Origin of the sequence: Longispora fulva (assembly GCF_015751905.1) — a bacterium.
Taxonomy (GTDB): Bacteria; Actinomycetota; Actinomycetes; order Mycobacteriales; family Micromonosporaceae; genus Longispora; species Longispora fulva.
In genome coordinates this window covers 1,254,780-1,281,426 of sequence record NZ_JADOUF010000001.1, presented here as the reverse complement: position 1 = coordinate 1,281,426, position 26,647 = coordinate 1,254,780, and the positions used below count along the sequence as shown (strand labels likewise).

The window sequence follows — 26,647 nt, the reverse complement described above, 5'->3', positions numbered from 1 at the left end:
TGGGTGCATGGGCCTGCACACCGAACTCAGTGACTTCCTCCGCTCCCGGCGCGCCCGGTTGAGCCCGGAAGAGGCTGGTCTGTCCACCTACGGCGGTCGGCGTCGGGTTCCCGGGCTGCGCCGCGAGGAGCTGGCCCAGCTCGCCGGGGTCAGCGTGGCGTACTACACCCGGCTGGAGCAGGGCAACGGCCAGAACGTGTCGGTGGAGATCCTCGACTCCGTCGCCCGGGCGCTGCGGCTCGACGAGGCGGAGCGGGCGCACCTGATGCACCTGGCCCGGCCCGACCGGCGGGCGGCGGCGCGCCCGGCCCGACCGCAGCGGGTCCGGCCCCAGTTGCAGCAGCTGATCGACGCGATGGACGGCGTGCCGGCGTACATCACGGGCCGGCGCACCGACGTGCTCGGCTGGAACCGCCTGGCCCGCGCGCTGCTGGTGGACTTCCCGGCCCTGCCGCCGGCCGAGCGGAACATGGCCCGGTTCGTGTTCCTGGACCCCCGGGCGCGGGCGTTGTTCGTCGACTGGGCCGGCAAGGCCCGCGACACTGTCAACTACCTGCGGTTCGACGCCGGGCGGTTCCCGTGCGACGAGCGGCTGTGCACGCTGGTCGGCGAGCTGTCGGTGCGCAGCGAGGACTTCCGCCAGCTGTGGGCGGCGTACGGAGTGCAGGACAAGACGTTCGGCACGAAGGAGTTCCAGCACCCGGTGGTGGGGCCGATGACCCTCGCGTACGAGATCTTCCCCGTGCCCGGCGACCTGCACTTGATCACGTTCCACGCGGAGCCGGGGTCGGCGTCCGAGGAGGCGTTGCGGCTGCTCGCCTCCTGGGGCCCCGAGGGGCCCGTCGTCAGCGAGCAGCCGGACGCTGTCAGGTCGCCACGAGGGTGATGTCGTCGCAGTAGCCGTAGCCGGTGCCGACCCGGGCATAGCAGTAGATCCGGGCGGTCGTGTTCGTCGCGCCGGTGGTGAACGTGACGCTACCGAAGGCCCAGGACATCGTGGTGAAGGCGGGGGCGCGGGTCTCGGTACCCCCGAAGGATTTCACGCCGATCACGACCTGGGTGTCGGTCGCCGACACCCTGCCCCATCCGGCGAGGGTGTAGGTGGTGTTCGGCGCGACGGTGACCACCTGCTCGACCGAGCCGGGGTAGGCGCCGACCCGCACGCCGGCGGTGCCCGCGTGCGCCGTCGGGTCCAGCGCGCCCCGGTTGTAGACCGTCCACGGGGCCAGGGTGCCGGCCTCGAAGTCGCCGTTGGCGGCGAGGTTCGCGCAGGTCGGCGACGCCTGGTGCGCGCCGATGTCCGGCCGGCAGCCCGTGGGCACCGCGCCGCCGAAGTAGTCCCGGCCGCCGTTGCCGGCGATCACCGTGCCGGCCCCGCGTGCCGGTGAGCCCGCGCCGAGCCGCAGTCCGGCCGGGCCGGTGCCGGGCGCGACGAGCTTCGGATCCGCCGTGATCTTGCCCGGGTCCGCGGGCTCGCTCGCCGGGTGGGACCCGAAGAACACATTGCTCGTCCACGTGTACGCCGACGCCGCGCCGCTGTAACCGCCGCTGCCGAGGTTGGACACGATGTTGTTGGTGAACGCGACCTTCGTGTTCCCCGAGTCCTGCACGATCGCGGTCGTCGACCCGGCCGGCAGGTGGAACGTGTTCTGGTAGATCCGGGCGTCCTTCTCCCCCACCGCGTACAGGATCCGGGAGTGGTCGTTCTCGCTCAGGTTGTACCGGACCACGGTGCCCGTCGAACTCGACCCGCCCCCGCACGCCCCGCAGAACAGCAGGAAGCCGCCCTCGTTGTCGTGGCTGTAGTTGTACTGGAACACCGCTCCCAGGTTGCCGAAGTCGGAGTCGAAGGCCATGCCGTCGTTCGTCCCCGGCTGGCGGCGCACGTGGTGCACCTCGTTGAACTGGAACGTCGGGTAGTCGCTGTTGATGGTCCACAGGCCGGCGTTGTTGCCGGGCGAACGCGTCGCGATGTCGTAGGCCACGTTGCGCTGCACCAGGGCGTGGTCGGTCACCCGGGTCACCAGGCCGTCGCCGCCGATGTCGTGCAGCAGGTTGTCCTGGAACACCACCCGGGTGTTGGCCACCCAGTTCTGGGTCGTGCCGCAGCCGTCCCCGGTGCCGTACGTGGGCCGGCACATCCACGTCGAGCGGGTCGTCAGGCCCTCGCGGTCGACGTGGAACACCTCGGAGTTCTGGACCAGCACGTCGTCGAAGTGCGTCGGCGTGGTGGTGCCGCTGACCCGGAACTGGATGCCGTTGCTCCACTTGGAGTCGTCGCCGCGCACGTGGTGGACGTAGACGTTGTCGACCACGTAGTGGTGCCCGGTGCCGAAGTCGGTCAGCTCGACGAGCAGGCCGTCGCGTTCGGCGGCCGTACCGGCGTCGTTGGTCAGTTCCAGGTCCCGGATCTCCCAGTACTCCTGGTTGCGCAGGTAGAACGCCGCGTACGCGGTGCCGGCGGCGGCCACGACCGGGCGGGCCGTGTCGGTGCCGTAGGCGGCGACGGTGACCGGGGCCGTGGCGGTGCCGGAGCCGAGGGGGTGCAGCTGGCCGGTGCAGGTGACGCCCCGGCGCAGGGCCAGGGTGTCGCCCGGGGCGAAGGTGTGCGCGTTGACCGTGGCGAGGTCGCGCCACGGGGTCGCGGCCGTGCCGTCGCCGGTGGCGGCTGCCGAGCAGTCCAGGTAGTAGGTGGCGGGGGCGGCGGCCCCGGCTGGCGTCGGTGCCAGGAGGGTCGCGGCGAGGACCAGCACGGGGAGGAAGCGTCTCATGTGCGTTCCTTCGGGGAGGGGTGCCTTGCGGGGCCCGGCGGGACCGGCTACCCGGGTGCCGGGAGATCGAACAGCGCGGCCAGGTCGACGGTGCGGACCCGGCCGGACGGAAAGGTCACGGTGACCACAGTGCCGGCCACATCCGCCGTCACCGGGTCGACGCCGGCGTCGGAGTCGACGCCGTCACCGGCCTCGGCGTCGCCCGCTGTGAAGCCCAGCCGGTGGTCGGCGACGAACACGCCCTCGCCGTTGACCTCGCCGGTCAGGTACGGCGCCGCGGCCACCGCGCCGGACGCGCTGCACCCGTCCTGCGCGACGCTGCCGGCCCCGGTCCAGCCGTACAGGGCGACCACGGAGCTGACCAGTCCGTCGGCGGAACGGACCACCCCGTCGGCGGCCGTCACCGCCGCCCCGGCCACCGCGTGCCCGCCCTCGCGGAGCCCATACGCGCCGCGCGCCGTCACCCAGTGGCAGCGCACCTCGTGGCCGGCGTCGACCACCGAGGCCGTCACGACCCGCGCGTCCCAGGCGGCCCCGTCGCGTTGCGGCACGTGCCAGGAGGCGGCCAGGTTCCCGTCGACCAGGTGGCCCAGGATCCGGCCGCGTCGGCTGGCCCGGCCGCCCCGCAGCAGCGCGAGGTGCCCGTCGACCGCGTCGTCGAACGCCGCGCCGGTGCCGGGGGCGGTGTGGGTGGAGTAGCCGAACTTGGCGTAGTGCGGGTCGTCGGGGTCGGTGGCCGTCGGCGTGTTCCAGGAGTCGGAGGCGTGGTCGCTGCCGTGGTTGACCAGGCGGACCACGCCATCGCCCGCGCCGTGCACCAGCCAGCCGACCGCCGGCAACGGGCGGGTGAACGGTTCCGTGACCGGATCGGGTTCCACGTCAGTCCACACCGGATGATCGGCGGGCAGGCCGAGGCCGGCGAAACCCGTCGCCGCGAAGTACGGCGAACCCGGGCCGCTGTAGGACTGGGTCAGGGCCAGGTGGTCCGGCGCGCCCCAGCCGAGGGACACGGGCCGTTCGACGCCGACGCCCAGGTCCGTGAAGTACCGCAGCAGGCCGCTGGCGATCCGCCGGGTCTCCCCGGGCTCCAGGGGCGAGACGCCCTCGGACTCCGCGAGCCACAGGGCGGACAGGGCCGCCGTGCGATAGGTGAGCGAGCGGCCCTGGTGCATCATCCGGCCGTCTGGGGCGAAGGTGCGGGCGAAGTCGGCGACGAAGGACGCGAGCCGGGTCCGCCAGGCCTGCAGTTCGTCGGGGGTGCCGCGTTCGGCGTACCACATGCCGAGGAAGGGGTGGATGGCCCAGCCGAGGTAGTGGTCGACGTTGCGCCCGGGGCCGTCGAGGTACCAGCCGCCGCCCTGGTGGTACCCCTCGATCACCGCGACGCCGGCCGCGCCCCGGCAGCCCGTCACATCGGCGCCCACCGAGCCGAGGAACGCCTCGCACGCCGCCGGGAACAGCTGCCAGTTGTTCGGCCACACGGGCAGCCGGGCGTGGTGGCCGAGCCAGTCGACCAGGCGCTCGCGGGTCGTCGCGTCCAGCCGGTCCCAGATCCGGCCCCGGCTGGCCCGCAGGGCGAGGGCGACGTTGGCGGCCTCCACCGTGGGCTGGCCGGTGCCGACCATCGAAACGACGCACGGGTCGGCGCGGGACCACTCGCCCGCGACCCCGGCGGCGATGCCGGCCGCGTACCAGCCGGCGTAGTCGTGCGGGTCGTCGCCCGTGGCGATCCGGTGCGCGGCGAGCAGCATGCTCCGGGCGAACGCCTCGAGCCCGTCGCTGCGGACACCGGAGCCACTGGTGCGGCCGGGGACGTGGAAGTGGGCCCGGTCGGGGCTCGCGTACCGGCGCAGGTGCAGCAGCCAGTGGTCGGCGACGGCGACCCAGTGGTCGCGACCCCAGCCGGTGTGCGGCGAGAGGACCCGGTCCTCGGCGGGCGTGGCAAGCATGTGGAAAACGTTTACCTATCGACGCGTACCTGTCAAGAGGGCGTCCTTGACCCGTGCCGCGGATGCACTATTCTGTGATGAAAACGTTTACAGAAACAGAGGGTCGATGAGCCGCAAGCGCACCACCCCGGGCGGCCGCGCGACCATCCGCGACGTCGCCGAGCGGGCCGGGGTCTCAGTCGCCACCGTGTCGCGGGTGCTCGCGGGCACCTACCCGGTCGCGCCCGCCACCCGGGCCCGGGTCACCAAGGCCGTCGCGGCGCTGGACTACGTGGTCAACGCGCACGCCCGCGCCCTGTCCGGCCACAGCGCCAAGACGGTCGCGATCCTGGTCAGCGCGGTCGACGCGGCCTTCTACGCGAAGATCGCCCAGGGCGTGGAGGACCAGGCGGCCGCCGAGGGCCGACTGTGCCTGATCTGCACCACGGGCGGGGACCCGGACCGCGAGATGGCGATCCTCACCCTGCTGCGCGAACAGCACGCCGACGCGGTGATCCTGGTCGGCGCCGTGGTGGAGGACGAGGAGTACCGGCGGCGGATGGCCCAGGTCGCCGGCTCCTTGCACGCGGCGGGCTCGCGGCTCGTGCTGGTCGGCCGGCCGTCGCTGGGTCCGGACGTGCCGGCGGTGACCGTGGAGTACGACAACTCGGCCGGGGCGTACGCGCTCACCAGCCACCTGCTGTCCCAGGGGCACGAGCGGATCCTCTACCTGGGCGGCGCGCCCGGGCACAGCACGGCGGAGGAGCGGATCGCCGGCTACCGCCGGGCCCTGGCCGAGCACGGGATCGCCGAGGATCCGGCGTTGCAGGTGCTGGGCATGTTCGGCCGCCCTTTCGGGTACGACGCGATGCGCCGCCTCCTCGCCGCCGGCCCGCCCGGGTTCACGGCGGTGTTCGGCTCGGACGACCTGGTGGCCGCCGGCGCGATGCAGGCGCTGCGCGAGGCGGGGCTGTCGGTGCCGCAGGACATCTCGATGGTCGGCTACAACGACATCTCCCCGGCGCTCGACCTGCGGTTGACCACGGTGCACATCCCCAGTGAGGAGCTGGGGCGCCAGGCGGTGCGGCTCGCGCTGCACTCCCCCGACCTGACCCCGCACGTGGTGCTGGGCACGCATGTGGTGATCCGCGACTCGGTCCGCTCCCGCCTGCGCGCCTGACCGACGCGGAGGATCCGCACGCACCGCGGTGGCGGCCACCACCCGGGTGCGTGCGGATCACTTGCGTCGGTGGGTCCGCCCGTCCGGGCCCGACCCGGACGCGCCGCCCGTCAGGCGGCGGCGTGCTCCGTCGCGTACTCCTCGGCGGCCTTCGCCCCGCCCTTGGCCTTCCAGTCCTTGACGATCGCGTCCCATTCGGACACCGACTTGCGGCCGAAGATCACCGCGGCCAGCCCGTCGCCGATCACCTTGTCGAGCTGGGCCCCGCTCGTCGACCAGGTCGCGGAGCGCAGTCCGTTGGACGGGTCGGCGACGCTGCGCGGCAGGGTGTCGCGCTCCCACTGGTGCAGCCGCTTCGTGGCCTCCGGGTTGCCGGGGAAGTAGATCACCTGCGGGGCGGCGGCGATGTACTTCACCGGCAGGTTGGTGATGTTCTCCGTCTTGGCCAGCTCGGTGGTGACGATCCCGCCGTCGGCGCCCCGGGTGAAGTGGGCGCCCTCGACGCCGAAGTTGCACAGCTCGTACTCCGTGGAACCGAACGGCGCGGCCAGGTAGTCGCACACCCGCAGCAGCAGCTTGAGCCGGTCGGTCGGGGCCTTCTTGAACACCACGTACCCGAACCGGCCGTTGCCCTGCCACGGGGTGGGGTTCTTGCCGTAGGGCAGCGCGAAGTCGAAGGTGAAGTCCTTGACCTTGGCTGCCGTGCCCGCGTACGCGCCGAACCCGTCGGTCATCGAGGCCACCGTCTGGTTGTAGAACAGCGACTTCATGTCCACCGCGCTGGTGGTCAGCGAGTCCGGGTAGTAGGGCAGCTTGGTCATGAACTCCAGGGCCTGGCGGAACTGGTCTGTCTCGTAGGTGGGGATGAACTTGCCGCCCTCGACCTTCCACAGGTTGGGCGCGCCGAACGAGCCGGCGTGGTAGGCCGCCGAGGCCCAGCCGGTGAAGTTGCTGGTCGAGGCGCCGATCCCGTACTTCTTGCCGGAGGTGTACCCCTTCAGCCCGGCGAGGAACTGGTCGGCGTTCCAGTCCCGGGGCACGCCGGCGCTGTCCATCGCCGTCCGGTTCAGGATCAGGCTGTTGCCGGGCATCGGCCGCTCGGTGGGGATGCCGTAGATCTTGCCGCCGATCCGCCCCATGCCCTGCCAGGAGTAGGCCGGGATGTTGGCCAGGTTCGGGTACGCCTTGACGTGGTCCCCGCCGATCAGGTCGGACAGGTCCGCGCACTGGGTCTGGATGAAGTCCTGCTCCCGGGACAGGTAGTAGCCCGCGCCGAACATGATGATGTCGGGCAGGTCCCCCGACGCCATCACGGTGGCCATCTTCTTCTGGAACTCCGCGTCGGGCACCAGGACCAGCTTCAGGTTCACGCCGAGCGCCTTGTTCAGCGCGGCCCAGAGCTGGTTCTGCTCGGCCGGCTTCGGCGGGGTGCCGTAGGTGATCACCATGGCCGTGACGTCGGAGCCGTCGCCGACCTTGTCCTTGACGGCCGTGGCGAGGTGCTGCGGGTAGTTGAGGTAGCCGGCCTGGATGCCGAACTTCGCCTCGGGAGCCAGGTCGGGCTTGGGGCCGGCGAACGGCACGTACGTCGGCCACGGGGTGAGGTTCTTGCCCGAGTTGCCCACGGCGCCCTTCGTGGCACCTCCGCCGCACCCGGCGAGCGTGCCGCCGGCGGTGACGGCGAGCGCCCCCGCGCCGATCATCTTGAGGAGGGACCTGCGGTCCATGGTCATTCCCTTCTAAGCCTTGACGGCGCCGGTCAGGACGCCCTTGACGAAGTAGCGCAGCTGAAACTCTGGGGGTGGAGGGACACGTCGCATCACGCCTTGACCGCCCCGGTGAGGACGCCCTTGACGAAGTAGCGCTGGACGAACGGGTAGAGACACACGATCGGCAGAGTGGCGAGTACGACGACGGCCATCTGGATCGACTGGGGGGCGTTCGCGCTGGCGGACTCGCTGACACTGGAGTCGGCGAGCTGCGCGCCCTGGGTGACGTACTGGCGCAGCACGGTGCCGATCGGCCACTTCGACTGGTCGTTGAAGTAGATGATCGCCTCGAAGAACCTGTTCCAGTACGCGACGGCGTAGAACAGCCCGATCACGGCGACCACGGCCTTGGACAGCGGCAGGACCACCCGGAGCAGGATCCGGAACTCGCCGGCCCCGTCGATCCGGGCCGCCTCCAGGAGCTCGGCCGGGACCGACTGGAAGAAGCCGCGCATCACCACGAGGTTGAACACGTTGACGAGGAACGGCAGCACGAGCGCGGAGAAGGTGTCGAACAGGCCGGTGCCCTTCACGATCAGGAACAGCGGGATCATGCTCGGCGGGAACAGGAACGTGAACATGACCGTCAGCAGGATCGGCCGGCCGCCGAACAGTTGCGGCCGGGCCAGCCCGTAGGCGAGGCCGATCGTGGCGACCAGGCTCAGGGCGGTGCCGATGATGGTGACCCCGGCGCTGACCAGCAGCGCCCGGGTGACGATGCCGCCGCCGAGGATCTCGCGGTAGGCGTCGACGGACAGGTCCGAGGGCCAGATCACGTAGCCGCCGTTGGCCGTCACGAGTTCCGGGGAACTGATGCTGGTGGCCACGACCGTCCACAGAGGGAACACGACGAGGAGCGTCACGACCAGGAGCGCGACGCCCTTGGCCACCCGCACCGCGATGGTGGGTCGTCCTTGCCAGGCGGGTCTCATCGCGCGTACACCCCTTGTTCTCCGAGTCGGTGGGCGATCCGGTTCGCGGTGTAGATCAGCCCCAGGCCGACCACGCCCTTGAACAGGCCGGCCGCGGCGGCCAGGCCCCAGTTGCCGTTGGCGAAGCCGGCGTAGTAGACGAAGGTGTCGATCACCTCGCCGGCCTCGGGGCCCACGGCGTCGCGTTGCAGGAAGAACTGCTCGAACCCGATGGAGAGGAACTCGCCGAGCCGCAGGATCAGCAGCAGCACGATCACGGGCCGGATCGCCGGCAGGGTGACGTGCCACAGCCGGCGGCCGTAGCCGGCCCCGTCCAGGGCGGCGGCCTCGTACTGCTGCACGTCGACCTGGGACAGCGCGGCCAGGAAGATGATCGTGCCGAAGCCCGACTCCTTCCAGATCACCTGGGCGACGACGAGCGGCTTGTACAGCGTCGGGTTGCCGATGATGTCCACGGTGTGCAGGCCGTGGTCGCCGAGGAAGCCGTTGAGCACCCCGGTGCCGCCCAGGATCTGCTGGAACAGCGCGATCACGATCACCCACGAGATGAAGTGCGGCAGGTAGACCACGCTCTGCACGAACTTCTGCAGGAACTTCCCCGTCAGGCTGTGCAGGAGCAGAGCCAACGCGAGGGGTACCGGGAAGTAGAACACCAGCTGCAGCGCCGCGATCAGCACGGTGTTGAGCACCGCGTTCCAGAAGGCCGGGTCGCCGAACATCGCGGCGAAGTTGGAGAAGCCGACCCAGTCGCTGTCGCCGACGCCCAGGTAGGGCACGAAGTCCTGGAAGGCGATCACGTTCCCGAACAGCGCGCCGTAGTGGAACACCAGGAAGTAGGCAACGCCCGGCAGCATCAGGGCGAGCAGCAGCGCGTCCCGGCGCAGCCGACGGCGCCGGCTCGGCGGGCGGGGCGTCGGTGGCGGGCTGGTCACGGTCACCTTCTGTCCTCTCGGTCACGGGATCGCTCAGGGACTATCTGGCGTGACACTAAAACGGTTACTACTTCAGGTCAAGAGGGTGTCCAGCCAGTTATCTCAGGACTTTTTTGCCGGATTTGGTATGTTATTCCCGGGTTGGAAACCGCTTTCCAACGGTGACTTGAGCCACTTGCGCGCACCAGCCCGATCGGCTTACGGTGCAACTTCAGTAATCGTTTACTTCCGCCGAACCGGGGGCACCATGTCCGACCATCCCGCCGTCGTCCTCGCCCTGCCGCCCGACCTCGTCGGCGACCTGCTGCCGGCCGACCTCCGGGCCCGGCTGGACCGGACCGCCACCTGGGACCCGGCGGTCAACCTCCAGGCCGGCCCGGCCCCGGCCGCGCTCGCCCGGGCCGAGGTGCTGCTCACCGGCTGGGGCTGCCCGACCATCGACGCGGAGTTCCTGGCCGGCGCGCCCCGGTTGCGGGCCGTCGTGCACGCCGCCGGGTCGGTCAAGGGCCACGTCACCGACGCCGTGTACGCGGCCGGCATCCTGGTGTCCTCCGCCGCCGAGGCCAACGCGCGGCCGGTCGCGGAGTACACCCTGGCAGCCCTGGTCCTCGCGGCGAAGCGGGCCTTCGGGGCCGCGCGCGACCTGCGCAACGGCCACGACGGCCACCGGCACGCCCCTGGCGAGGCGACCGGCCTGACCGGGTGCGTCGTCGGGGTGGTCGGCGCGTCCCGGGTCGGCCGGCTGGTGATCGCGATGCTCGCCGACTACGGCGTCGAGGTCCTGGTGGCCGACCCGTACGCGGACCCGGCGGAGTTCCGGGCCGCCCCGCCGGGCGGCGGCGGTGCGGCGGGCGGCGGGGGCGCGACGCTCGTCGACCTGGACACCCTGTGCCGGCGGTCGGACATCGTCACCGTGCACGCCCCGTCGCTGCCCGAGACCCACCACCTGCTCGACGCCCGCCGGCTCGACCTGCTCCGGGACGGGGCGGTCGTGATCAACACGGCGCGCGGCGCGCTGATCGACACCGCCGCGCTCACCCGGCACTGCGCCGCCGGCCGGCTCGACGCCGTCCTCGACGTCACCGACCCCGAGCCGCTGCCCCTGGACCACCCGCTGCTGGTGCTGCCGAACGTTCTGGTCACCCCGCACATCGCGGGGGTACGCGGCCGCGAGCTCCGCCTGCTGGGCGCCTACGCGGTCGCCGACATCGAGCGGTACGCCGCCGGGCTGCCATTGCGGGGCGCGGTGCGGCACGCCGACCTGGCCCGGATGGCGTGACCTGACCGGCCGTCCGGCGCGGGTCGACCGCCGCGCGCCGGGTCGGGAACCACCGTAACCGTCAAAGATCTTCCGTTTCGCGCCCGACCCGCCCGGGGCGGTCGCGTCGGGTAGCGGCCCAGGTCGAGGTCAGAGCCCCCCAGGTATGTCCACATCGGATCCGACGAAGTGAGCATCCTGGGAGAAGCCACCGGGAATAAACGGTGGCGATCATTAGCTCTGCCGCCTCTCCGCCCATTGAGGCGCATTGACCTGGATAAGGCTGGTACATCACATATGAAGATGTCACGATGCCGCGTCGCGCCCGGGGGGTGTCCGCGTGGACAACACTGAGTCCTTTCCGCTGACCGAGATCCAGTACGCCTATTGGGTCGGCCGGGGCCCCAACTTCGTCCTCGGCAACGTCGCCCCGCACGCCTACTTCGAACTCGACGGCAAACGCCTCGACCCCGACCTGCTCACCACGGCGTGGCGGCGGCTCGTCGCGCGGCACGAGATGCTCCGCGCCGTGGTCGGCGACGACGGCCGGCAACGGATCCTCGACGACGTGCCGGAGTACGAGATCGCGTGCGTGGACCTGCGCGACGCCGAACCCGCGGAGGTCGACGACCGGCTCGACGAGATCCGCGCGGAGATGTCCCACCACGTGTACCCGGCGACGACCTGGCCGCTGTTCGGCCTGCGGCTGACCCGGCTGCCCGACCACGACCGGCTGCACATCAGCCTCGACCTGCTGATGGTCGACCTGGCCAGCGTGGCCGTCCTGTTCAGCGAGTGGGCGCTGCTGTGCCAGCACCCGGAGACCGTGCTGGCGCCGATCGAGACCTCGTTCCGGGAGTACGTCGAGGCCCTCGAGGAGGCGCACACCGGGTCGCGCTACCTGTCGGCGCTGGACTACTGGACCGGCCGGGCCGACACCCTCGCCCCGCCGCCCGACCTGCCCCTCGCGAAGTCCCCGGCGAGCGTGCGCAAGCCGGTGTTCACCCACCGGGAGTACCGGCTGCGGCCCGACCTGTGGCAGCGGTTCGCCGACCGGGCCCGCGCGCGCGGCCTGACCCCGACCGCCGTGCTGGCCACCGCGTTCGGCGAGGTCCTGGCGCTGTGGAGCGGCACGGAGCGCTTCACCCTGAACCTGACCCTGTTCAACCGGCTGCCCCTCGTGCTCACCGACGACGGGCGCGGGCACCGGATGGCGCACCCGCACCTGCGCGACGTGGTCGGCGACTTCACCTCCATCTGCCTGCTGGAGGTCGACACCACCGGCGCCGACGGGTTCGTCGACAAGGTCGGCCGGACCCAGTCCCAGCTGCAACAGGACCTGCGGCACCGCTACGCCAGCGCCCTGCACACCCTGCGCGAACGCCGCCGCCGCGGCCTGCAGACCGGCTTCGAGACCATCCCGGTCGTGTTCACCAGCGGACTCGGCACGGTCGCCGACCTCAGCGGGCCCCGGGAGTACTTCGGCGACATCGGCTACCGGGTCAGCCAGACCCCCCAGGTGTGGCTCGACCACCAGGTCGTCGACGTCACCGGCACCCTGGAGCTGTCCTGGGACGCGATCGAGGAGCTGTTCCCGGCCGGGATGCTCGACGACATGTTCGAGGCGTACACGTCCCTCGTCGAGCGGCTGGCCAGCGACGACGACGCCTGGGACGCCGACCTGGCCGTGGCGCTCCCCGACCGCCAGGTGGCCTCCCGCCGCCGGGCCAACGACACGGCCGGCCCGCTGCCCGCCGGGCTGCTGCACGAGCCGTTCCTGGCCCAGGTGCCGCACCGCCCCGACCAGCCGGCGGTGATCAGCCCGGCCGGCACGATCAGCTACGCAGAACTGGAGGCCCGCTCGGCGGCCGTCGCCACCGCGCTGGCCGGCCCGGGCCGCGACCGGCTCGTCGGGATCGTCGCCAACAAGGGCGTCGACCAGGTGGTGGCCGCGTACGGCATCCTGCGGGCCGGCGCGGCGTACCTGCCGGTCGCCGCGAACCTGCCCACCCTGCGCCAGAGGCAGATCCTCACCGACGGCGACGCGGCGGCGATCGTGTCCGGGGCCACCGCCCGGGAACAGCGCTGGCCAGACGGGCTGCCCCGGCTCGACCTGGCGGCGCTGCCGGCGGACCTCGACGCCCCGGACAACCCCGCCCGGCCGGAGGACCTGGCGTATGTGATCTACACGTCGGGCTCCACCGGCAACCCCAAGGGCGTCATGATCGAGCACCGGTCGGCGCTGAACACGGTCGTGGACATCAACGACCGGTACCGGGTCACGGCCGACGACCGGGTGTTCGGCCTCGCCGACCTGGGCTTCGACCTGTCCGTCTACGACCTGTTCGGCACCATGGCCGCCGGCGCGACCCTCGTGCTGCCCGACGGCGACAAGCTCAACGACCCGGCGCACTGGGCGAAACTGATGACCGAGCACCGGGTCAGCGTGTGGAACTCGGTGCCGGCCCAGATGCTGATGCTCGTCGAGCACCTGGAGGCCGGCGCGGAGGTGCCCCCGGCCCTGCGGGTCGTGATGCTCAGCGGCGACTGGATCCCGGTGGACCTGCCCGAGCGCATCGCGGACCTGTGGCCGGACGCGCAGGTGTTCAGCCTGGGCGGGGCGACGGAGGCGTCGATCTGGTCGATCGCGCACCCGACCGCCGACGTGGAGCCGGACGCGCCGAGCGTCCCGTACGGCACGCCGCTGCGCAATCAGCGGTTCCACGTGCTCGACGCGCGGCTGCGGCCCAGCCCGGTGTGGGTGACCGGCGAGCTGTACATCGAGGGCGACGGGCTGGCCCGGGGCTACTGGGGCGACCCGGACAAGACCGCCGCCAGCTTCCCGACCCACCCGGTGACCGGCGTGCGGCTCTACCGGACCGGCGACTACGGCCGCTACCTGCCCGACGGCACCCTGCAGTTCCTCGGCCGGCGCGACGGCCAGATCAAGATCAACGGGTACCGGGTGGAACTCGGCGAGGTCGAGGCGGTGCTGCGCCAGCACCCGGGCGTCGACCAGTCCGTGGCCGTCGCCGCGACAGGGGACGGCCCGGCCCGCCTGGTCGGCTACGTCGTGCCCACCGACCCGCCGGACGAGTCCCTGTTCGGCGTCGAGACGGCCGACCGGGCGCACAACGACGCGCTCTGGCGGCGGCTGACCGGCCTGGCCGCCAGCGCCCCGGAGGAGGACACCGCCGCGTTGCTCGAGGCGTGGCGGCGGCTCGACGACGTGCACGCGGCGGCGGTGGGCACGGCGTTCCGCGCCCTGGGCATGCCACACCGCCCGGGGCGGGTGTTCGACCCGGCGCACACGGCGCGGGGCGCGGGCGTCGCCGGCCGCTACGACCGCTGGCTGCGCCGGGCCACCGCCGTGCTCACCGACCGGGGCTTCCTGCGCCCGGACCCTGAGGGGTCCGTCGTCGTCCGTGAGCTGCCGCAGGCCATCCCCGGCCCGGTCGCCGACGCCGTGCGGGCCAGCCTGGGCGGGTCGCTCGGCGTGCCCGACGACCTGACCGACTGGCTGCTCAGCCTCGCCGGCGGCGTCGCCGGGGTGCTCACCGAGGACCTGCACTCCGCGCAGCTGTACACCAACGACCGCACCACGGAGGTGTACGCCCGACTGTTCGACCCGACGTACCGGATCGCGGCGGCCGCCGTCGCCGAGCTGGTCGCGCAGTGGCCGGCCGACCGGCCGCTGCGGATCCTGGAGGTCGGCGCGGGCTACGGCTCGCTCACCGGTCACCTGCTGCCGCTGCTGCCGCCGGAGGCCACCGAGTACGTGTTCACCGACATCTCGACGTACTTCCTCGGAGCGGCCCGCACCGCGTTCACCGACCACCCCTTCGTCCGCTACGAACTGTACGACCTCGACAGCACCCCGCAGACCCAGGGCTTCGACGGCCGCGAGTTCGACCTGGTGATCGTCGCCAGCGTGCTGCACGACGCGAAGGACATCGGCCGCACGATGCGCAACCTGTCCGGGGTGCTCGCGCCCGACGCGGTGCTGCTCATGGTCGAGCAGACCACGTTCCACCCGTGGTTCGACCTCACGATGGGCCTGCAACAGGGCTTCGACGGGTACGAGGACACCGCGCTGCGCGGCGCGCACCCGCTGCTGGACCGCCGGCAGTGGGACGCCGTCCTGACCACGGCCGGGTACACCGGCACCACGGTGCTGTCCACCGGCGGCCCGGCGGCGGTGGGCTTCGACGTGATCGTCGCCCGGGGCCCGGCCGAGCGCCGCCGGTTCGAGCCGGAGGCGTTGAAGGCGTTCGTCGGCGAACGGCTGCCGAAACACATGGTGCCGTCGCGGATCCACACCCTCGACGCCGTGCCGCTCAGCGACACCGGCAAGGTCGACCGCAAGGCCCTCGCACGGGCGAGCGTCCGGACGGCGGCCCGGGGCCGGCCGGCGAAGCCGCCGCGGACGGAACGCCAATACCAGCTGGTGGACATCTGGCGGGAGACGCTCGGCCTGGCCGACCTGGACCTCGGCGACGACTTCCTGGAGGCCGGCGGCGACTCGTTGCAGGCCGCGCGGCTGGTGGGGGCGATCCAGACCCGGTTCGGGGTGGCCGTGCCCGTCGCGGTGATCCTGGAGTACCCCACGGTGGAGGCCCTCGACGGCTACCTCACCGACCTGATCGGTCCGTCCGAGCCCCGGGAGGCGTCATGACCGCGCAGCCGATCCAGGACTGGCTGGTGGGCTTCGTCGCCGACCTGCTGGCCATCGCACCGTCCGAGGTGGACCCGACCGCGACCATGGAGGCGCTGGGGGTCGACTCGGCCACCACCCTCGTGCTGGCCGGCGACCTCGGCGTCCTGCTCGGCCGGACGATCCCCCCGACCGAACTCCTCGACCACCCGACGCTGGCCGCCCTGGCGGACCACCTCGCGAGACAGCCGGCGTAGGGGGCTGACGTGGACACCCTCTCAACTCCGCGCTGGCTGGTCCGCGCCATCGCCCGGCCCACCCCGGCCGTCCGGCTGTACTGCTTCCCGCACGGCGGCGGCTCGATCGCCGAGTACGTCCGGTGGGCGGCGGAACTGCCCGGCGTGGAGTTGTGGGGGGTCCAACTGCCCGGCCGCGGCAGTAGGCTCAGGGAGCGACATTTCACCCGGATGGAGCCGCTCGTGGAAGCACTGCTGGCGGAGAACACGTTTCCCGCGCCGTTCGCGTTCTTCGGACACAGCATGGGCAGCCTGGTCGCCTACGAGGTGACCCGGGCGCTGCACCGCGCCGGCCGGCCACTGCCGGAGCGGCTGTTCGTCTCCGCGTACCCGGCGCCGCACCTGCCCCGCAGGGAGCCGGCCGTGCACCACCTGCCCGACGACGACCTGCTCGCGGAGGTCGAGCGCCGGCACGGCGGGGTGCCGGCCGAGGCCCTGGTCGACCCGGACCTCAAATCGATGATCGCCGGCTGCCTGCGGGCCGACTACGAGCTGGTCGACTCCTACGCGCACCGGCCGGCCCCCGCGCTGCCGGTGCCGCTGACCGTCCTCGGCGGGCGCGAGGACCACGTGACGGAGGAGGAGCTGGCGGCGTGGGCGGAGCACAGTACCCGTCCGGTGGCCTCCCGTCGGTTCGCCGGCGGGCACTTCTACCACCGCGAGCACCGCCGGCCGCTGCTGCGGACCATCAACGCCACATTCCGACAGTCGGGGGTCTGAGTGCTCGTCTTCGCGTTCGCCGCCCTGGTCCTGATCGCCATCCCCGGTCCGGACCAGGCCCTGATCACCCGCAACGCGCTCACCGGCGGCCGGACGGCCGGGCTGCTGACCATGGTGGGCGGGGCGACCGGGGTCTCCGTGCACGCCACCGCGGCGGCGTTCGGGGTGTCCGGGCTGCTGATGGCCTCCGCGGAGGCGTTCACGGCCCTGAAACTGATCGGCACCGTGTACCTGCTGTGGATGGGCGTGCAGACCCTGCTGTCGGCCCGGAAGCGGTCCGCGTCGGCGGCTGTCGAGGAGGCCGCGCAACCGGCCGGCTCCCCGTGGCGCTACCTGCGGCACGGGTTCCTGTCGAACTCGCTGAACCCGAAGGTCGCGCTGTTCTTCATCACCCTGCTGCCGCAGTTCTTCCCCCGGCACGGCGGGGGCCTGGGCTACGCGCTGCTGCTGTCGGCGATCTTCGCGGTGATCTACCTGCTGTGGTTCAGCCTGTACGTCCTCGTCGTGGACCGGGCCGGTGCCGTGCTGCGCCGGCCGAAGGTCCGGGCCCGGATCGAGCGGGTCACCGGGCTGCTGCTGGTCGGCTTCGCGGTCCGCCTGGCGCTGCAGACCCGCGACTAGAGGCCCGCCCGTGAAGAGGGATCACCGAACGGGGCGGGGTGGCGACGATCCGTCGACGCGTTCGGCCATTGTGGACACGCTGGTCGACGCCGTGGCGCGGCAGCACCGGACGGCCCATTGACACGGACGGATCCGACGGGCGAGGCTCACTGCGCTGATCTTGCGCTGTCCACGGAGGAGCCCCATGACCGAGTACGTCCTTCTCGTCGACGCGCACCAGGCGTTGCGTACCACGGTCGCCGCCGTCGACCCGGCCGACTGGGCGCTGCGCACCCCGTGCGCGGAGTGGAACGTCACCCAGGTGCTCCAGCACGCCGCCGGGGACCAGCTCGCCTATGCCGCGGCGATCACCGGCGGCCCCGGCCCGGCGGAGAACCCGTTCGCGCCGTCCGGGAAGCTCCGGGACGCGCCGCTGATCGTGCTGGACCTGGCCCTCGACGCCACGGTCAACGCCTGGGCCACCGTGGCCACCGACGCGGAGAACGTGCCGAACCCGCTGCCGCAGGGGCCGATGTCCGCGACCCTGGCCGCCGGGGCGTGCGCGCTCGACGCGGCGGTGCACGCCTGGGACATCGCCGTCGCCACCGGGCAGCCCTCGCCGCTCACCGCACCGATGGCCGAGGCCCTGCTGCCGATCGCGACGGCGCTGTGCGAACCGTTGCGGGCGTGGGGGGCGTTCGGGGCCGTCGTGCCGGCCGAGGGCGGGGACGACGCCGCCGCCACGCTGCTGCGCTACCTGGGCCGCGAACCCGGCTGGAAGGCCTGACCCGGCGGGCAGCAGGTCCGGTGCCCGCCGGGTCGATCCGCGCGTCCCCGTTACCAGGTGCTGTTGACCAGGCCGGTGCCCAGGTAGACCTGGTCGAAGCCGTTGCCGTCCTGGTCGTCGGTGAACGCGACGGTGATCTCGCCCCACGGCGACACGCCCAACGCCGGCTCGTCCTGCCGGCCGGTGGCCGTCGCGTTCACCCGCAGCTCGGGCAACCGGCCGGTGACCGTGCCGTCCGGGTTGAAGCCGCGCGCCCACACGTCCGAGCCGTCCACCCAGCTCACGACGAGCTTGAGCTGGTCGTCGACGCCGACCCGCGGCGTGGTCTGCGGGCCTACGACCTCGGTGTCGTCGGTGACGAGCCGGTCGGTGGTGGTGCGTGCCGCCCCGGTGGCGGTGAAGGAGCGGGTGGCCACCCGGGCGGTACCCGTGTGGTCGGTCTCCCACGCGGCCACGAAGTCGCCGTTGAAGGTCGCGGCCACGGCCGGGTTGCGCTGCTGGCCGCCGCCGGCCGCGTTGGCCGTCGTCTGGGCGAGCTTCACCCCACCGGACGGGGTGAGGATCTTCAGGCCGATGTTGTAGAAGCCGTTGCCGTCGCCGTCCTCGTCCCACACCACGACCGCGTTGCCGGCCGCGCCGACGGCCACGTCCGGCCGGTGGTGGGTGCCACCGGTCGTGTTGACCTGCGCCTCGTAGGTCTTCGAGGTGAGCGAGGCGTAGCCGGCCGCGCGGACCGTCGGCTGGGCGCCGGTCTGCACGTCCTCCCAGACCACGGTGAAGCCCGCGCCGTCCGGGTCGGCGGCCACGGCCGGCTCGAACTGCTGGCCGGCGGAGCTGGCGTTGGCCGTGCCGGAGCCGCTGACCGTGCCGGCGGTGGACACGGTGCGTACGGCGATGTTGTAGAAGCCGTTGCCGTCGGGGTCCTCCGACCAGACGACCACGGCGGTGCCGTCCTCGTGCAGGGCGACGTCGGGCTGCCAGTGCCGCCAGGTGCCGGTGCCGCCGGTGGAGATCTTCTTCTCGTACAGGGATGTGCCGTCCTTGTACAGCCGGAGGAACACCTCCGAGTGCACCGGGTCGGTCGGGTTCGTCGCGTCGCGGTCGTCCTCCCAGACGACGGCCGTGTACCCGTTGCGGGTCGCCGACACCGCCGCGTTGTCCTGGTCGCCGGTCGCGACGCTGTTCGCCGTGGACCAGGTGATGTCCGCCGGGGTGGTGCCGGACGCCGACGCTGGGGCGCCGACCAGGAGCGGACCGGCCGTCGCGGCGGTCACGGCCACCACGAGAGCGCGGACACCGAGCGCGCGGGCCCTCACGGGTTCACCAGACCGGGGTTGCCGGCCTCGATCGCGTAGCTCTGGACGGTGTGCACCGGGTAGTCGCGGACGGTCACCTTGTCCACGAACCGGAAGTCGACGGCCATCCGGGTGGAGTCGACGTTGGCCCGGACGTACCCCCGGAGGTTCTTGTAGAACTTGACGTGCGGGTTGAGGCTCGACAGGCCGGTCTCCGCCGCGTTGCCGTCGCCGGAGGACGTGACCGACGTGCTGACCAGCTCGGTGCCCACGATCCTGTTCTGCGAGGCGTAGTCGAGCATCAGGTTGCTCGCCCACGACCGGTGCACGTCGCCGGTCAGCACCACGGCGCTGCGCACGCCGCGCGCGTCCCAGCCCTGCTGGAGCCGGTCGCGGTTGGCCACGTAGCCGTCCCAGGCGTCCATCGAGGTCGCGCCGGCGGCGTCGGCGAGCTTCTGGGCGAAGAACACCTGCTGGCCGATGATGTCCCAGGTGCCGAGGTGCTGGCCGAGGCCGTCGAGCAGCCAGGACTCCTGGGCGGCGCCGGTCAGGGTGCGGTTGGGCAGCTTCGCGTCGGCGCACACCTTGGTGCCGTCGCCGCAGGCCTGGTCGTCGCGGTACTGCCGGGTGTCCAGCAGGTGGAACGTGGCCAGGCTCCCCCAGCGCAGCCGCCGGTAGAGCTGCATGTTCTCGTTCACCGGGACTGAGGAGGCCCGCAGCGGCATGTGCTCGTAGTACGCCTTGTAGGCGGCAGCCCGACGCGCCTTGAACCAGGTCACGTCGCCGGCCGGGGAGTTGTCGGCCCGCGTCAGGTTGGCGTAGTTGTTCTCCACCTCGTGGTCGTCCCAGATCACCAGCCACGGGGCGGCGGCGTGCGCGGCCTGCAGATCCGGGTCCGTCTTGTACTGCGCGTGCCGCACCCGGTAATTCGCCAGCGAGGTGATCTCGCTGGTCGGGGCGTGCTTGCGGACGGCGGTGGTGGACGCCGTGCCCTCGTAGAGGTAGTCGCCGAGGTGCAGCATCACGTCGGGCTGCTCCTCGGCCATCCGCCGGTACGCGGTGAAGTAGCCCGACTCGTAGTGCGAGCACGACGTGAACAGCATCGTGAACGGCGAGTTCGACCCGACGGCCGGGGTGGTCCGGGTCCGGCCGACCGGGGAGATGTACCCGGCGGCGCGGAACCGGTAGAAGTACTCCGCGCCCGCCTGCAGACCGGTCACCTCCACGTGCACGGTGTGCGCGGACGCGTACGCGGCGGTGACGGTGCCGGTCCGGACGAGCTGGGTGAAGTACTCGTCGGAGGCCACCTGCCACTCGACGGACACGGCGGCCGTGGACATGCCGCCCTGGCCGTCGGCGTTCAGAGGCGACGGGGCGAGCCGGGTCCACAGCACCACGCCGTCCGGGGCGGGATCGCCGGACGCGACGCCGAGCGTGAACGGGTAACCGAGGGCCGCACCGGCGGCGCCGGAGGTCAGGAAGGTCGCGCCGGCACCGGCGAGACCACCGAGGATGAACGTTCGTCTATGCAGTGGGGGCATGCCTGTGTTCTACCGGCCACAGTGGGGCTATTGCCAGGTCCGACACTGATTGTTCGGCTACCTTTGGCGCTGCGGTCGGCCGGCGCCGACAAAACCCACACGGGCGGCGCCCGGGCCGCCCCCGGGCCCGTCGGGCCGCGACCCGACCAGGGGCGGGGCGGCGGTCTCAACGCCCCGCCGCCACGTTCCCCAGGATCCGGTCGATCACCAGCTCCGACCGGTCGAGCTGCAACGCGTGCCCCGCCCCCGGCACGACCTCGACCCGGATCCCCGGGGCGACGTCGGCGAGCCGGGCGGCCACCTGGGCGGAGCGGTGCAGGGTGCTGCGCGCGCCGAGCAGCACCGACACCGGCACCCCCACCGCGCGCAGCTCCTCGTCCGTGAACACCGTCGCCGGCGGCAGCTTGCGGCGGAACCCGGCCGACGGCAGCGCCAGGCTCATCAGCTCGGTCTCCAGGATCGTGCTGTTGCCGACGAGCCGGGCCAGGCGGGGCCGGAGCGCGCGCGGGGCGAGCCCTGCCAGGCCACCGGCGATGATCCAGCCGATGAACCGCGCGCCGACCTCGGCGAACCCGGCGGGCTCGACCAGGGTCAGTCGTGCGACCCGGCCAGGGGCGGCGAGTACTGCGTGCAGGGCGGTCCAGCCGCCGTAGGAGCAGCCGACGACGTGCGCGTCGGTGACGTCGAGGCCGGCGAGGAGCTGGTCGAGCCAGCGGCCGGCGTCGGGGCCGTCGGCGACCGGGGCGGTCTGGACGCTCGCGCCCGGCTCGCCGACCGGGTCGACGACGATGACCGGGTGGTGGGCGGCGAGGGCGGCGGCGTAGCCGTACCAGGAGAGGGCGTTGCCGCCGGCACCCGGGAGCAACACGACCGGGGGGCCCTCGCTGGGGCCGCCCCGGTAGACCCGGGTGGTGCCGAACGCCGTGGGCACATCGACGGCCCAGCGCGGCAGGGGCCAGACCGCGGTGAACACCCGGTCGTAGGCGGTGATGAACTTGGTCCGGGCGGCGTCGTTCCTGAACTGTCCGATTCTCATGATACAGTTGTATCACAACTTGAGAGGTGGCGCGGTGTCCAAGGTGGACCACGAGGAACGACGGACCCAGATCGCCGAGGCGCTGCTGCGGATCGCCGACAGCCAGGGCCTGCAGGCGGCGAGCATGCGGGTGGTGGCCGCCGAGGCGGGGGTGTCGCTGCGCCTGGTGCAGTACTACTTCCACACCAAGGAAGAGCTGCTGATGGACGGGCTCGCCCGGCTCGGCGTCCAGTTGCAGGCCCGGATGAGCGCGTGGATCGCGGCGGCCGGCTCGCCGCCCACCCCGCGCGGCACCGTGACCGCGATCCTGTCCAGCGTGCTGCCCACCGACGCGGAGAGCCGGCGGATCACCCGGACCTGGTCGGCGTACTACACGCTGGTGCTCACCGAGCCGGCGCTCGCCGAACGGCACGGCACGGCGCACGCGGACCTGCTGGAGTCGTTCCTGGCGAAGCAGATCCGGGCCGCGCAGGAGGCCGGCGACGTCGCGCCGGGCCGCGATCCGGTGCTGGCCGCCGCCGGGCTGCTCGCGATGACCAACGGCCTCGGGTCCAGCGTGCTCGGCGGGCAGCGCACGGGCGAGGCGGCCCTGGCGATCCTCACCCACCACCTCGCGGAGCTGTTCACCCCCGAAGATCAATAGCCTTTTCCGGTTACGGCGACACCTCCCCCGGCACGCGTCGGTCCTTCCCGTGCTCCGCACCGCCGGGCGCCTCCTCCGGCGGCGGTCCGCCGGTCGCCCGGTCGCGTTCCGGTGCCGGTCGCGGCGCCCGCCCCAAGCCCCGCCGGCGCGCGACGCCCACGGCCAGGACCGTCAGCAGCGCGGCCCCGTAGCCGAGGCGTTGGGCGGGGGCCGGGGCCAGGTGCAGGTCCGGGGCGTGCAGGGCCAGCTGGCCGGCGAGGGCCACGGCCAGCCATTCCGCCCGGCCCGACAGGGCGACGAGCAGAACGAGCAGGATCGCGTACCACGAGTACCCCGGCGTCGTGACCAGCAGCGCCGCCCCGACGAGCCGGACCGCCGCGTCCCACGGCCGGTCGGGGTCGGACCGCGACATCGTCCACACCGCCGCCCCGGCCAGCAGCAACGCCGCGACCGGCGTCGCCCACGACCCGGGCAGCACGGTCGTGAGCAGCGCGAACCGGGAGCCGTTCGCGTAGCCCTCCTCGGTGAGGTAGCCCGGGATGTAGCCGAGGACGCCGGCGCCGACCGCGAGGACGTGCGGCAGGTACACGGCCGCGACCGCCCCGGCCGCGCCGACCGCCACGAGCACCGGCCGGCGGCGGAGCACGGTCGGGCCGAGCAGCGCCGGGGTGAGCTTGACCGCGACGGCCAGCCCGAGCAGCACCCCGCCCCAGAACGACCCGCGCCGGGTGCGCGCCCGGGCGAGAACGAGCAGGGCGGCCCCGGCGACGAACGCCGCGACGACGTCCACGTGGGCGTTGTTGCCGGCCTCCAGCACCACGGTCGGACACCAGGCCCACAGCGCCGCGAGCCTGAGGTCCGGCCCGGGTCCCGCCCGGGTGCGGCGGACCGTGGGCAGGGCGGACACGAGCAGGACCGTGGTGGCGAACGCGGCCAGGGCCCCGGCGAGCTGGATCGGCCGGGTGCGGCTGCCGGCGGGGGCCAGCGCGTGCACGGCGAGGAAGTACGCCTCGGCGGCCGGCGGGTAGATCGTGTGCACGGCGGGCCGGTTGATCAGGGTGCAGCCGCCCGGTACGCACCATGGCCCGGTGGCCGGCCACAGGAACCCGTCCCGCAGGCCGGCGAGCGCGGGGTCGGCGGGCGGGTACCGGTACGGGTCCACACCGGCCGCCTGCACCCGGCCGTCCCACACGTAGCGGTACAGGTCGTCGCTGCTGCGGGGCGGGCCGAGCGCGGCGAGCACGGGCAGCACGAGGCCGGACAACAGGATCAGCGCGACGGCCGGCCGGGTCGGCACCCCGCGTACCAGCCACGCCGCGAGGCCGAACACCAGCCAGGACCCGCCGGTGAGGGCGACGAGCCCGGTCTGGTCGACCCAGCGGGGCGAGGACGTGACGAGGGCGGTGAGGACGCAGAGGACCCCGACGGCCCCTGCGGTGCCGAGCGTGCGCGCCCATGCCGCGCCGCCCGCCGGAGCCTCCTGGGGCCCGGAACCGACGGCGGTCTCACCCATCGCGTTCCGTCCGCCGCGTGCGGGAGTCCTCGCGTCCCGGGCCGGCCGGGCGGCGGGAGCGCCGGGCCAGGGCGGCCCAGACGGCCGCTGCCGTCCACACCACGGCCAGCACGGTCAGCAGGCCCCGGCCGTAGTCGAGGGGCAGGGCCGACGGGTTGTCGGGCGGGTGGCCGTCGCCGACGATGAACGGCGTCGCGATCAGGGTGAGCACCGCCGACGCGAACAGGGCGGCGTGGGCCGGCCCCCTCGCCCAGCCGGGCAGCAGCCGGGCGGCCAGCCAGCCCACCCCGATCGCCAGCGGCAGGACGACCAGGTCGTGGCCGAGCAGGACCGCGCCGAGGAACACGAGCTGGCCGACCGGGCGGCTGCCGGGGTCGGTGGCGGTGCCGAGGACGGCGTACCCGATGAAGAGGAGGCCCACGACGGCCAGGGAGACGCGGACGGCCCTCATGACGGCACCACGGTCAGCGCGGTGACCCACTTGGTCTGCAGCACGCCGGGCCGGTTCGGGGCGATCAGCCGGCACGGGTAGCCGTGGTCGGGGTGCAGGATCTCGCCGTTGAGCCGCAGGGCGAGCAGTGTGAGGTCGTCGTGGGCGTGCGGCGGCGCGAGCACCGACGACCGGTACGGGCTGTCCTGCTGCAACGACTCCACCAGCACCGACCCGTCGACGAACCCGACCATGGCCATCAGGTCCCGGACCCGGACCCCGGTCCAGCGGGCGTCGGCGCTCCAGCCCTCCACGCACGTGATCGGCAGCGACACGGTGTGCTGGGGCAGCGCGGCCAGATCGGCCACGGTGAACGCGTGCCGGCCGGCGGGCCCGGTCACCGTGACCCGGAAGTCGGCGGGCACCGTGATCCGGGCCGCGGCGGCCGACGTGTTCACGGGCAGACCCTGCGGTCCGGTGTCGGGTCGGCGCGGCGCGAGTACCGACAGGTCCCGCAGGGGCCGGACGGTCTGGCCGACCGTGGCGACCGTGACCACGGCGGCCGTGGCCCCGACGGCGGCGAGCAGGTCGCGCCGGCTGAGCCCGTCCGTCGGGACGGCCCGGGGCGTGCGGCTCAGGGCCCGGCGGACGATCGGCAGCTTGACCGCGACGTGCACGAGCAGCGCGCCGACGGCCAGCCACGCCGTCCAGTGGTGCGCGGCGACGAACCCGAACGGCATCGGCGCGTACCAGCGGGCGATGTTGAGGATCCCGGTCACGAGCTGGAAGATCGCCGTGGAGGCCAGGAGGAGGACGGAGCAGCGTTCGAGGGCGTGCGCGAGGTCGCGGAACGGCGGCCAGGCGAACAGTTTCGGGTACACCGACCACAGTTTCGCGCCGAGCAGCGGCACACTGGCCAGTCCGGTGGCGACGTGCAGGCCCTGGGTGACCCGGTACAGCCACACGGGACGCGCCGGCCACCAGAACCAGTCCGGCGGGTGCTGGATCGCGTGGCTGAGCAGACCGGTCAGGAAGCACACGCCGAACGCGACGGCGAGCAGCAGGCCGAGGTGGCTGGTCAAGCGGGGCGAGCGCAGGGCGGAGGTGAACGCGCCCCGGCGGAACGGCCCCCGGCGCAGGGCCGCCGGCGGGGTCGGGAACGGTCTGCGCAGCATCACGCCACCGACGCCGGGAGCGGAGCCGCAGTGCCGGGTGCCGTGGACGCTCTGAGCGGAGCCGAGGCGAACTCCCGCATGCCCGTGGCGAAGTCGACCCGCGCCGTGTAGCCCAGCTCGGCGGCGGCCCGGTTCGGGGAGGCGACGACGTGCCGGACGTCCCCGAGGCGGTACTCCCCCGTCACGACCGGGGCCGGGCCGCCGAACGCCTCCGCCAGCGCCGTCGCCGCCTCCCCCACCGTGCGCGGCTGCCCCGAGCAGATGTTGTACGCCGCGACCCCGACCCCGTCCCGCGCGCACGCCGCCACATTGGCCGCCGCGACGTCGGACACGTGCACGAAGTCCCGCAGCTGGCCGCCGTCCTCGAACACCCGGGGCGCGACGCCGCGCTCCAGGGCGGACCGGAAGATCGCGGCCACCCCGGAGTAGGGGGTGTCGCGGGGCATGCCGGGGCCGTACACGTTGTGGTAGCGCAGCGCTGTGACCGTGCCGTCGACGCCCCGGGCCCAGGCCGAGGCGAGGTGTTCCTGGGCGAGTTTGGTGGCGGCGTAGACGCTGCGCGGGTCGAGGGGCGCGTCCTCCGGGACGAGGGCGGTGTCCAGGGCCGCGCCGCACGTCGGGCACGGGGGTTCGAAGTGGCCGGCGTCCAGATCCGGCACGGCGCGCGGACCGGGGCGGGTGGGGCCGTGGGTCGGGCAGGTGTAGCGGCCCTCGCCGTAGACGACCATGGAGCTGGCCAGGACGAGGCGGCGGATCCCGGCGTCGGCCATCCCGGCGAGGAGCACGGCGGTGCCGAGGTCGTTGCAGGACACGTATTCGGGCAGGTCGCCGAGGTCGAGGCCCAGGCCGACCATGGCGGCCTGGTGGACGACGACGTCCACGTCGCGCAGGGCCGCGCGGACCGCGTCGGGGTCGCGGACGTCACCGACGAGGACGCCGTCCCGCACGGGGGCGGCACCGGACCCGGTCGGGGCGGGGCCGTGGGCGGCCGGGTGGAAGTTGTCGAGCACGGTCACGTCGTGGCCGTCGGATCGCAGCGCGGCGGCCACATGGGAGCCGATGAAGCCGGCGCCGCCGGTTACGAGCACGTGCATGGTCACCACCTGGGAGGTCGGATTCTCCGGTGAGCGTAGGACCGCCGGCGACCCGTCCCGGCCGTTTCCGACCCACCGTGAGCGATTCGTAAG

Annotated in this window: 21 protein-coding genes; 9 read left to right on the top strand and 12 right to left on the bottom strand. The window is 73.0% G+C overall.

The window, feature by feature from the left end; all coding sequences use genetic code 11:
• Positions 1-7 precede the first annotated feature (7 nt).
• Entirely contained in the window at positions 8-886 is an 879-nt protein-coding gene (locus IW245_RS05625) for a helix-turn-helix transcriptional regulator (RefSeq protein WP_197002135.1), read from the top strand.
• On the opposite strand, the gene IW245_RS05620 is transcribed toward IW245_RS05625, so the two are convergent.
• Positions 867-2,771: a carbohydrate binding domain-containing protein gene (locus tag IW245_RS05620; protein WP_197002134.1), complete on the bottom strand. Its 1,905-nt coding sequence runs from the start codon at positions 2,769-2,771 to the stop codon at positions 867-869. The two genes, IW245_RS05625 and IW245_RS05620, sit on opposite strands and share 20 nt — an antisense overlap.
• 47 nt (positions 2,772-2,818) lie before the next feature.
• Entirely contained in the window at positions 2,819-4,720 is a 1,902-nt protein-coding gene (locus IW245_RS05615) for a DUF2264 domain-containing protein (RefSeq protein ID WP_197002133.1), read from the bottom strand.
• Positions 4,721-4,826: 106 nt separating this feature from the next.
• Between IW245_RS05615 and IW245_RS05610 the strand changes: the two genes are divergently transcribed.
• Positions 4,827-5,879, top strand: a complete 1,053-nt coding sequence (locus tag IW245_RS05610; RefSeq protein ID WP_197002132.1) for a LacI family DNA-binding transcriptional regulator — start codon at positions 4,827-4,829, stop codon at positions 5,877-5,879.
• Positions 5,880-5,989: 110 nt separating this feature from the next.
• Here the strand turns inward: IW245_RS05610 and IW245_RS05605 are convergent, their stop codons facing one another.
• The 3 genes from IW245_RS05605 to IW245_RS05595 all read right to left on the bottom strand — a co-directional run bounded on the left by IW245_RS05605 (position 5,990) and on the right by IW245_RS05595 (position 9,518).
• Complete coding sequence (locus IW245_RS05605; protein WP_197002131.1) at positions 5,990-7,606, bottom strand: type 2 periplasmic-binding domain-containing protein; 1,617 nt, start codon at positions 7,604-7,606, stop codon at positions 5,990-5,992.
• Between the two features lie 92 nt (positions 7,607-7,698).
• Positions 7,699-8,580 (bottom strand): carbohydrate ABC transporter permease, encoded by an 882-nt coding sequence (locus tag IW245_RS05600; RefSeq protein ID WP_197002130.1) that lies wholly within the window; start codon positions 8,578-8,580, stop codon positions 7,699-7,701.
• On the bottom strand, positions 8,577-9,518 hold the full coding sequence (locus IW245_RS05595; RefSeq protein ID WP_233472641.1) for an ABC transporter permease: 942 nt from the start codon (positions 9,516-9,518) through the stop codon (positions 8,577-8,579). Before IW245_RS05595 ends, IW245_RS05600 begins: the two co-directional genes overlap by 4 nt.
• 241 nt (positions 9,519-9,759) lie before the next feature.
• Here IW245_RS05595 and IW245_RS05590 point away from each other — a divergent pair, with 241 nt between their 5' ends.
• From IW245_RS05590 to IW245_RS05565, 6 genes are all read left to right on the top strand, one after another.
• Complete coding sequence (locus tag IW245_RS05590; protein WP_197002129.1) at positions 9,760-10,791, top strand: hydroxyacid dehydrogenase; 1,032 nt, start codon at positions 9,760-9,762, stop codon at positions 10,789-10,791.
• 319 nt (positions 10,792-11,110) lie between these two features.
• Positions 11,111-15,445 carry a non-ribosomal peptide synthetase gene (locus IW245_RS05585; protein WP_197002128.1) on the top strand — a complete coding sequence of 1,445 codons (4,335 nt, stop codon included), beginning with the start codon at positions 11,111-11,113 and terminating at the stop codon, positions 15,443-15,445.
• Positions 15,442-15,681 (top strand): acyl carrier protein, encoded by a 240-nt coding sequence (locus tag IW245_RS05580; protein WP_197002127.1) that lies wholly within the window; start codon positions 15,442-15,444, stop codon positions 15,679-15,681. Before IW245_RS05585 ends, IW245_RS05580 begins: the two co-directional genes overlap by 4 nt.
• A 9-nt stretch (positions 15,682-15,690) precedes the next feature.
• Positions 15,691-16,440 carry a thioesterase II family protein gene (locus IW245_RS05575; protein ID WP_197002126.1) on the top strand — a complete coding sequence of 250 codons (750 nt, stop codon included), beginning with the start codon at positions 15,691-15,693 and terminating at the stop codon, positions 16,438-16,440.
• Positions 16,441-17,061 carry a LysE family translocator gene (locus IW245_RS05570; RefSeq protein ID WP_197002125.1) on the top strand — a complete coding sequence of 207 codons (621 nt, stop codon included), beginning with the start codon at positions 16,441-16,443 and terminating at the stop codon, positions 17,059-17,061.
• Positions 17,062-17,245: 184 nt separating this feature from the next.
• Complete coding sequence (locus tag IW245_RS05565) at positions 17,246-17,827, top strand: TIGR03086 family metal-binding protein (protein ID WP_197002124.1); 582 nt, start codon at positions 17,246-17,248, stop codon at positions 17,825-17,827.
• A 50-nt stretch (positions 17,828-17,877) separates the two neighbouring features.
• On the opposite strand, the gene IW245_RS05560 is transcribed toward IW245_RS05565, so the two are convergent.
• The 3 genes from IW245_RS05560 to IW245_RS05550 all read right to left on the bottom strand — a co-directional run bounded on the left by IW245_RS05560 (position 17,878) and on the right by IW245_RS05550 (position 21,699).
• Positions 17,878-19,143 (bottom strand): hypothetical protein, encoded by a 1,266-nt coding sequence (locus IW245_RS05560; protein ID WP_233472643.1) that lies wholly within the window; start codon positions 19,141-19,143, stop codon positions 17,878-17,880.
• Positions 19,140-20,663: an alkaline phosphatase D family protein gene (locus IW245_RS05555; RefSeq protein ID WP_197002123.1), complete on the bottom strand. Its 1,524-nt coding sequence runs from the start codon at positions 20,661-20,663 to the stop codon at positions 19,140-19,142. Before IW245_RS05555 ends, IW245_RS05560 begins: the two co-directional genes overlap by 4 nt.
• 166 nt (positions 20,664-20,829) lie before the next feature.
• Entirely contained in the window at positions 20,830-21,699 is an 870-nt protein-coding gene (locus IW245_RS05550; RefSeq protein WP_197002122.1) for an alpha/beta fold hydrolase, read from the bottom strand.
• 34 nt (positions 21,700-21,733) lie between these two features.
• Here IW245_RS05550 and IW245_RS05545 point away from each other — a divergent pair, with 34 nt between their 5' ends.
• Positions 21,734-22,342 (top strand): TetR/AcrR family transcriptional regulator, encoded by a 609-nt coding sequence (locus IW245_RS05545; protein WP_197002121.1) that lies wholly within the window; start codon positions 21,734-21,736, stop codon positions 22,340-22,342.
• Positions 22,343-22,352: 10 nt separating this feature from the next.
• Here IW245_RS05545 and IW245_RS05540 read toward each other — a convergent pair whose 3' ends face one another.
• Genes IW245_RS05540 through IW245_RS05525 form a run of 4 tightly spaced genes read right to left on the bottom strand, consistent with a single transcriptional unit; the run spans position 22,353 to position 26,554 of the window.
• On the bottom strand, positions 22,353-23,855 hold the full coding sequence (locus IW245_RS05540; RefSeq protein ID WP_197002120.1) for a glycosyltransferase 87 family protein: 1,503 nt from the start codon (positions 23,853-23,855) through the stop codon (positions 22,353-22,355).
• A complete protein-coding gene (locus IW245_RS05535; RefSeq protein WP_197002119.1) occupies positions 23,848-24,306 on the bottom strand; it encodes a hypothetical protein in 459 nt (152 codons plus the stop codon). The genes IW245_RS05540 and IW245_RS05535 overlap by 8 nt, the downstream gene beginning before the upstream one ends.
• Positions 24,303-25,460: a molybdopterin-dependent oxidoreductase gene (locus IW245_RS05530; RefSeq protein WP_197002118.1), complete on the bottom strand. Its 1,158-nt coding sequence runs from the start codon at positions 25,458-25,460 to the stop codon at positions 24,303-24,305. Before IW245_RS05530 ends, IW245_RS05535 begins: the two co-directional genes overlap by 4 nt.
• Positions 25,460-26,554 carry an NAD-dependent epimerase/dehydratase family protein gene (locus IW245_RS05525; protein ID WP_197002117.1) on the bottom strand — a complete coding sequence of 365 codons (1,095 nt, stop codon included), beginning with the start codon at positions 26,552-26,554 and terminating at the stop codon, positions 25,460-25,462. Before IW245_RS05525 ends, IW245_RS05530 begins: the two co-directional genes overlap by 1 nt.
• Positions 26,555-26,647 lie beyond the last annotated feature (93 nt).

Bases quoted from the DNA above. Each gene is read 5' to 3' on its own strand.
- IW245_RS05525 (WP_197002117.1), bottom strand. From the start codon at position 26,554: ATGCACGTGCTCGTAACCGGCGGCGCCGGCTTCATCGGCTCCCATGTG.
- IW245_RS05600 (WP_197002130.1), bottom strand. From the start codon at position 8,580: ATGAGACCCGCCTGGCAAGGACGACCCACCATCGCGGTGCGGGTGGCC.
- IW245_RS05615 (WP_197002133.1), bottom strand. From the start codon at position 4,720: ATGCTTGCCACGCCCGCCGAGGACCGGGTCCTCTCGCCGCACACCGGC.
- IW245_RS05535 (WP_197002119.1), bottom strand. From the start codon at position 24,306: ATGAGGGCCGTCCGCGTCTCCCTGGCCGTCGTGGGCCTCCTCTTCATC.
- IW245_RS05610 (WP_197002132.1), top strand. From the start codon at position 4,827: ATGAGCCGCAAGCGCACCACCCCGGGCGGCCGCGCGACCATCCGCGAC.
- IW245_RS05530 (WP_197002118.1), bottom strand. From the start codon at position 25,460: ATGCTGCGCAGACCGTTCCCGACCCCGCCGGCGGCCCTGCGCCGGGGG.
- IW245_RS05540 (WP_197002120.1), bottom strand. From the start codon at position 23,855: ATGGGTGAGACCGCCGTCGGTTCCGGGCCCCAGGAGGCTCCGGCGGGC.
- IW245_RS05620 (WP_197002134.1), bottom strand. From the start codon at position 2,771: ATGAGACGCTTCCTCCCCGTGCTGGTCCTCGCCGCGACCCTCCTGGCA.
- IW245_RS05605 (WP_197002131.1), bottom strand. From the start codon at position 7,606: ATGGACCGCAGGTCCCTCCTCAAGATGATCGGCGCGGGGGCGCTCGCC.
- IW245_RS05550 (WP_197002122.1), bottom strand. From the start codon at position 21,699: ATGAGAATCGGACAGTTCAGGAACGACGCCGCCCGGACCAAGTTCATC.
- IW245_RS05590 (WP_197002129.1), top strand. From the start codon at position 9,760: ATGTCCGACCATCCCGCCGTCGTCCTCGCCCTGCCGCCCGACCTCGTC.
- IW245_RS05555 (WP_197002123.1), bottom strand. From the start codon at position 20,663: ATGCCCCCACTGCATAGACGAACGTTCATCCTCGGTGGTCTCGCCGGT.
- IW245_RS05580 (WP_197002127.1), top strand. From the start codon at position 15,442: ATGACCGCGCAGCCGATCCAGGACTGGCTGGTGGGCTTCGTCGCCGAC.
- IW245_RS05565 (WP_197002124.1), top strand. From the start codon at position 17,246: ATGACCGAGTACGTCCTTCTCGTCGACGCGCACCAGGCGTTGCGTACC.
- IW245_RS05625 (WP_197002135.1), top strand. From the start codon at position 8: ATGGGCCTGCACACCGAACTCAGTGACTTCCTCCGCTCCCGGCGCGCC.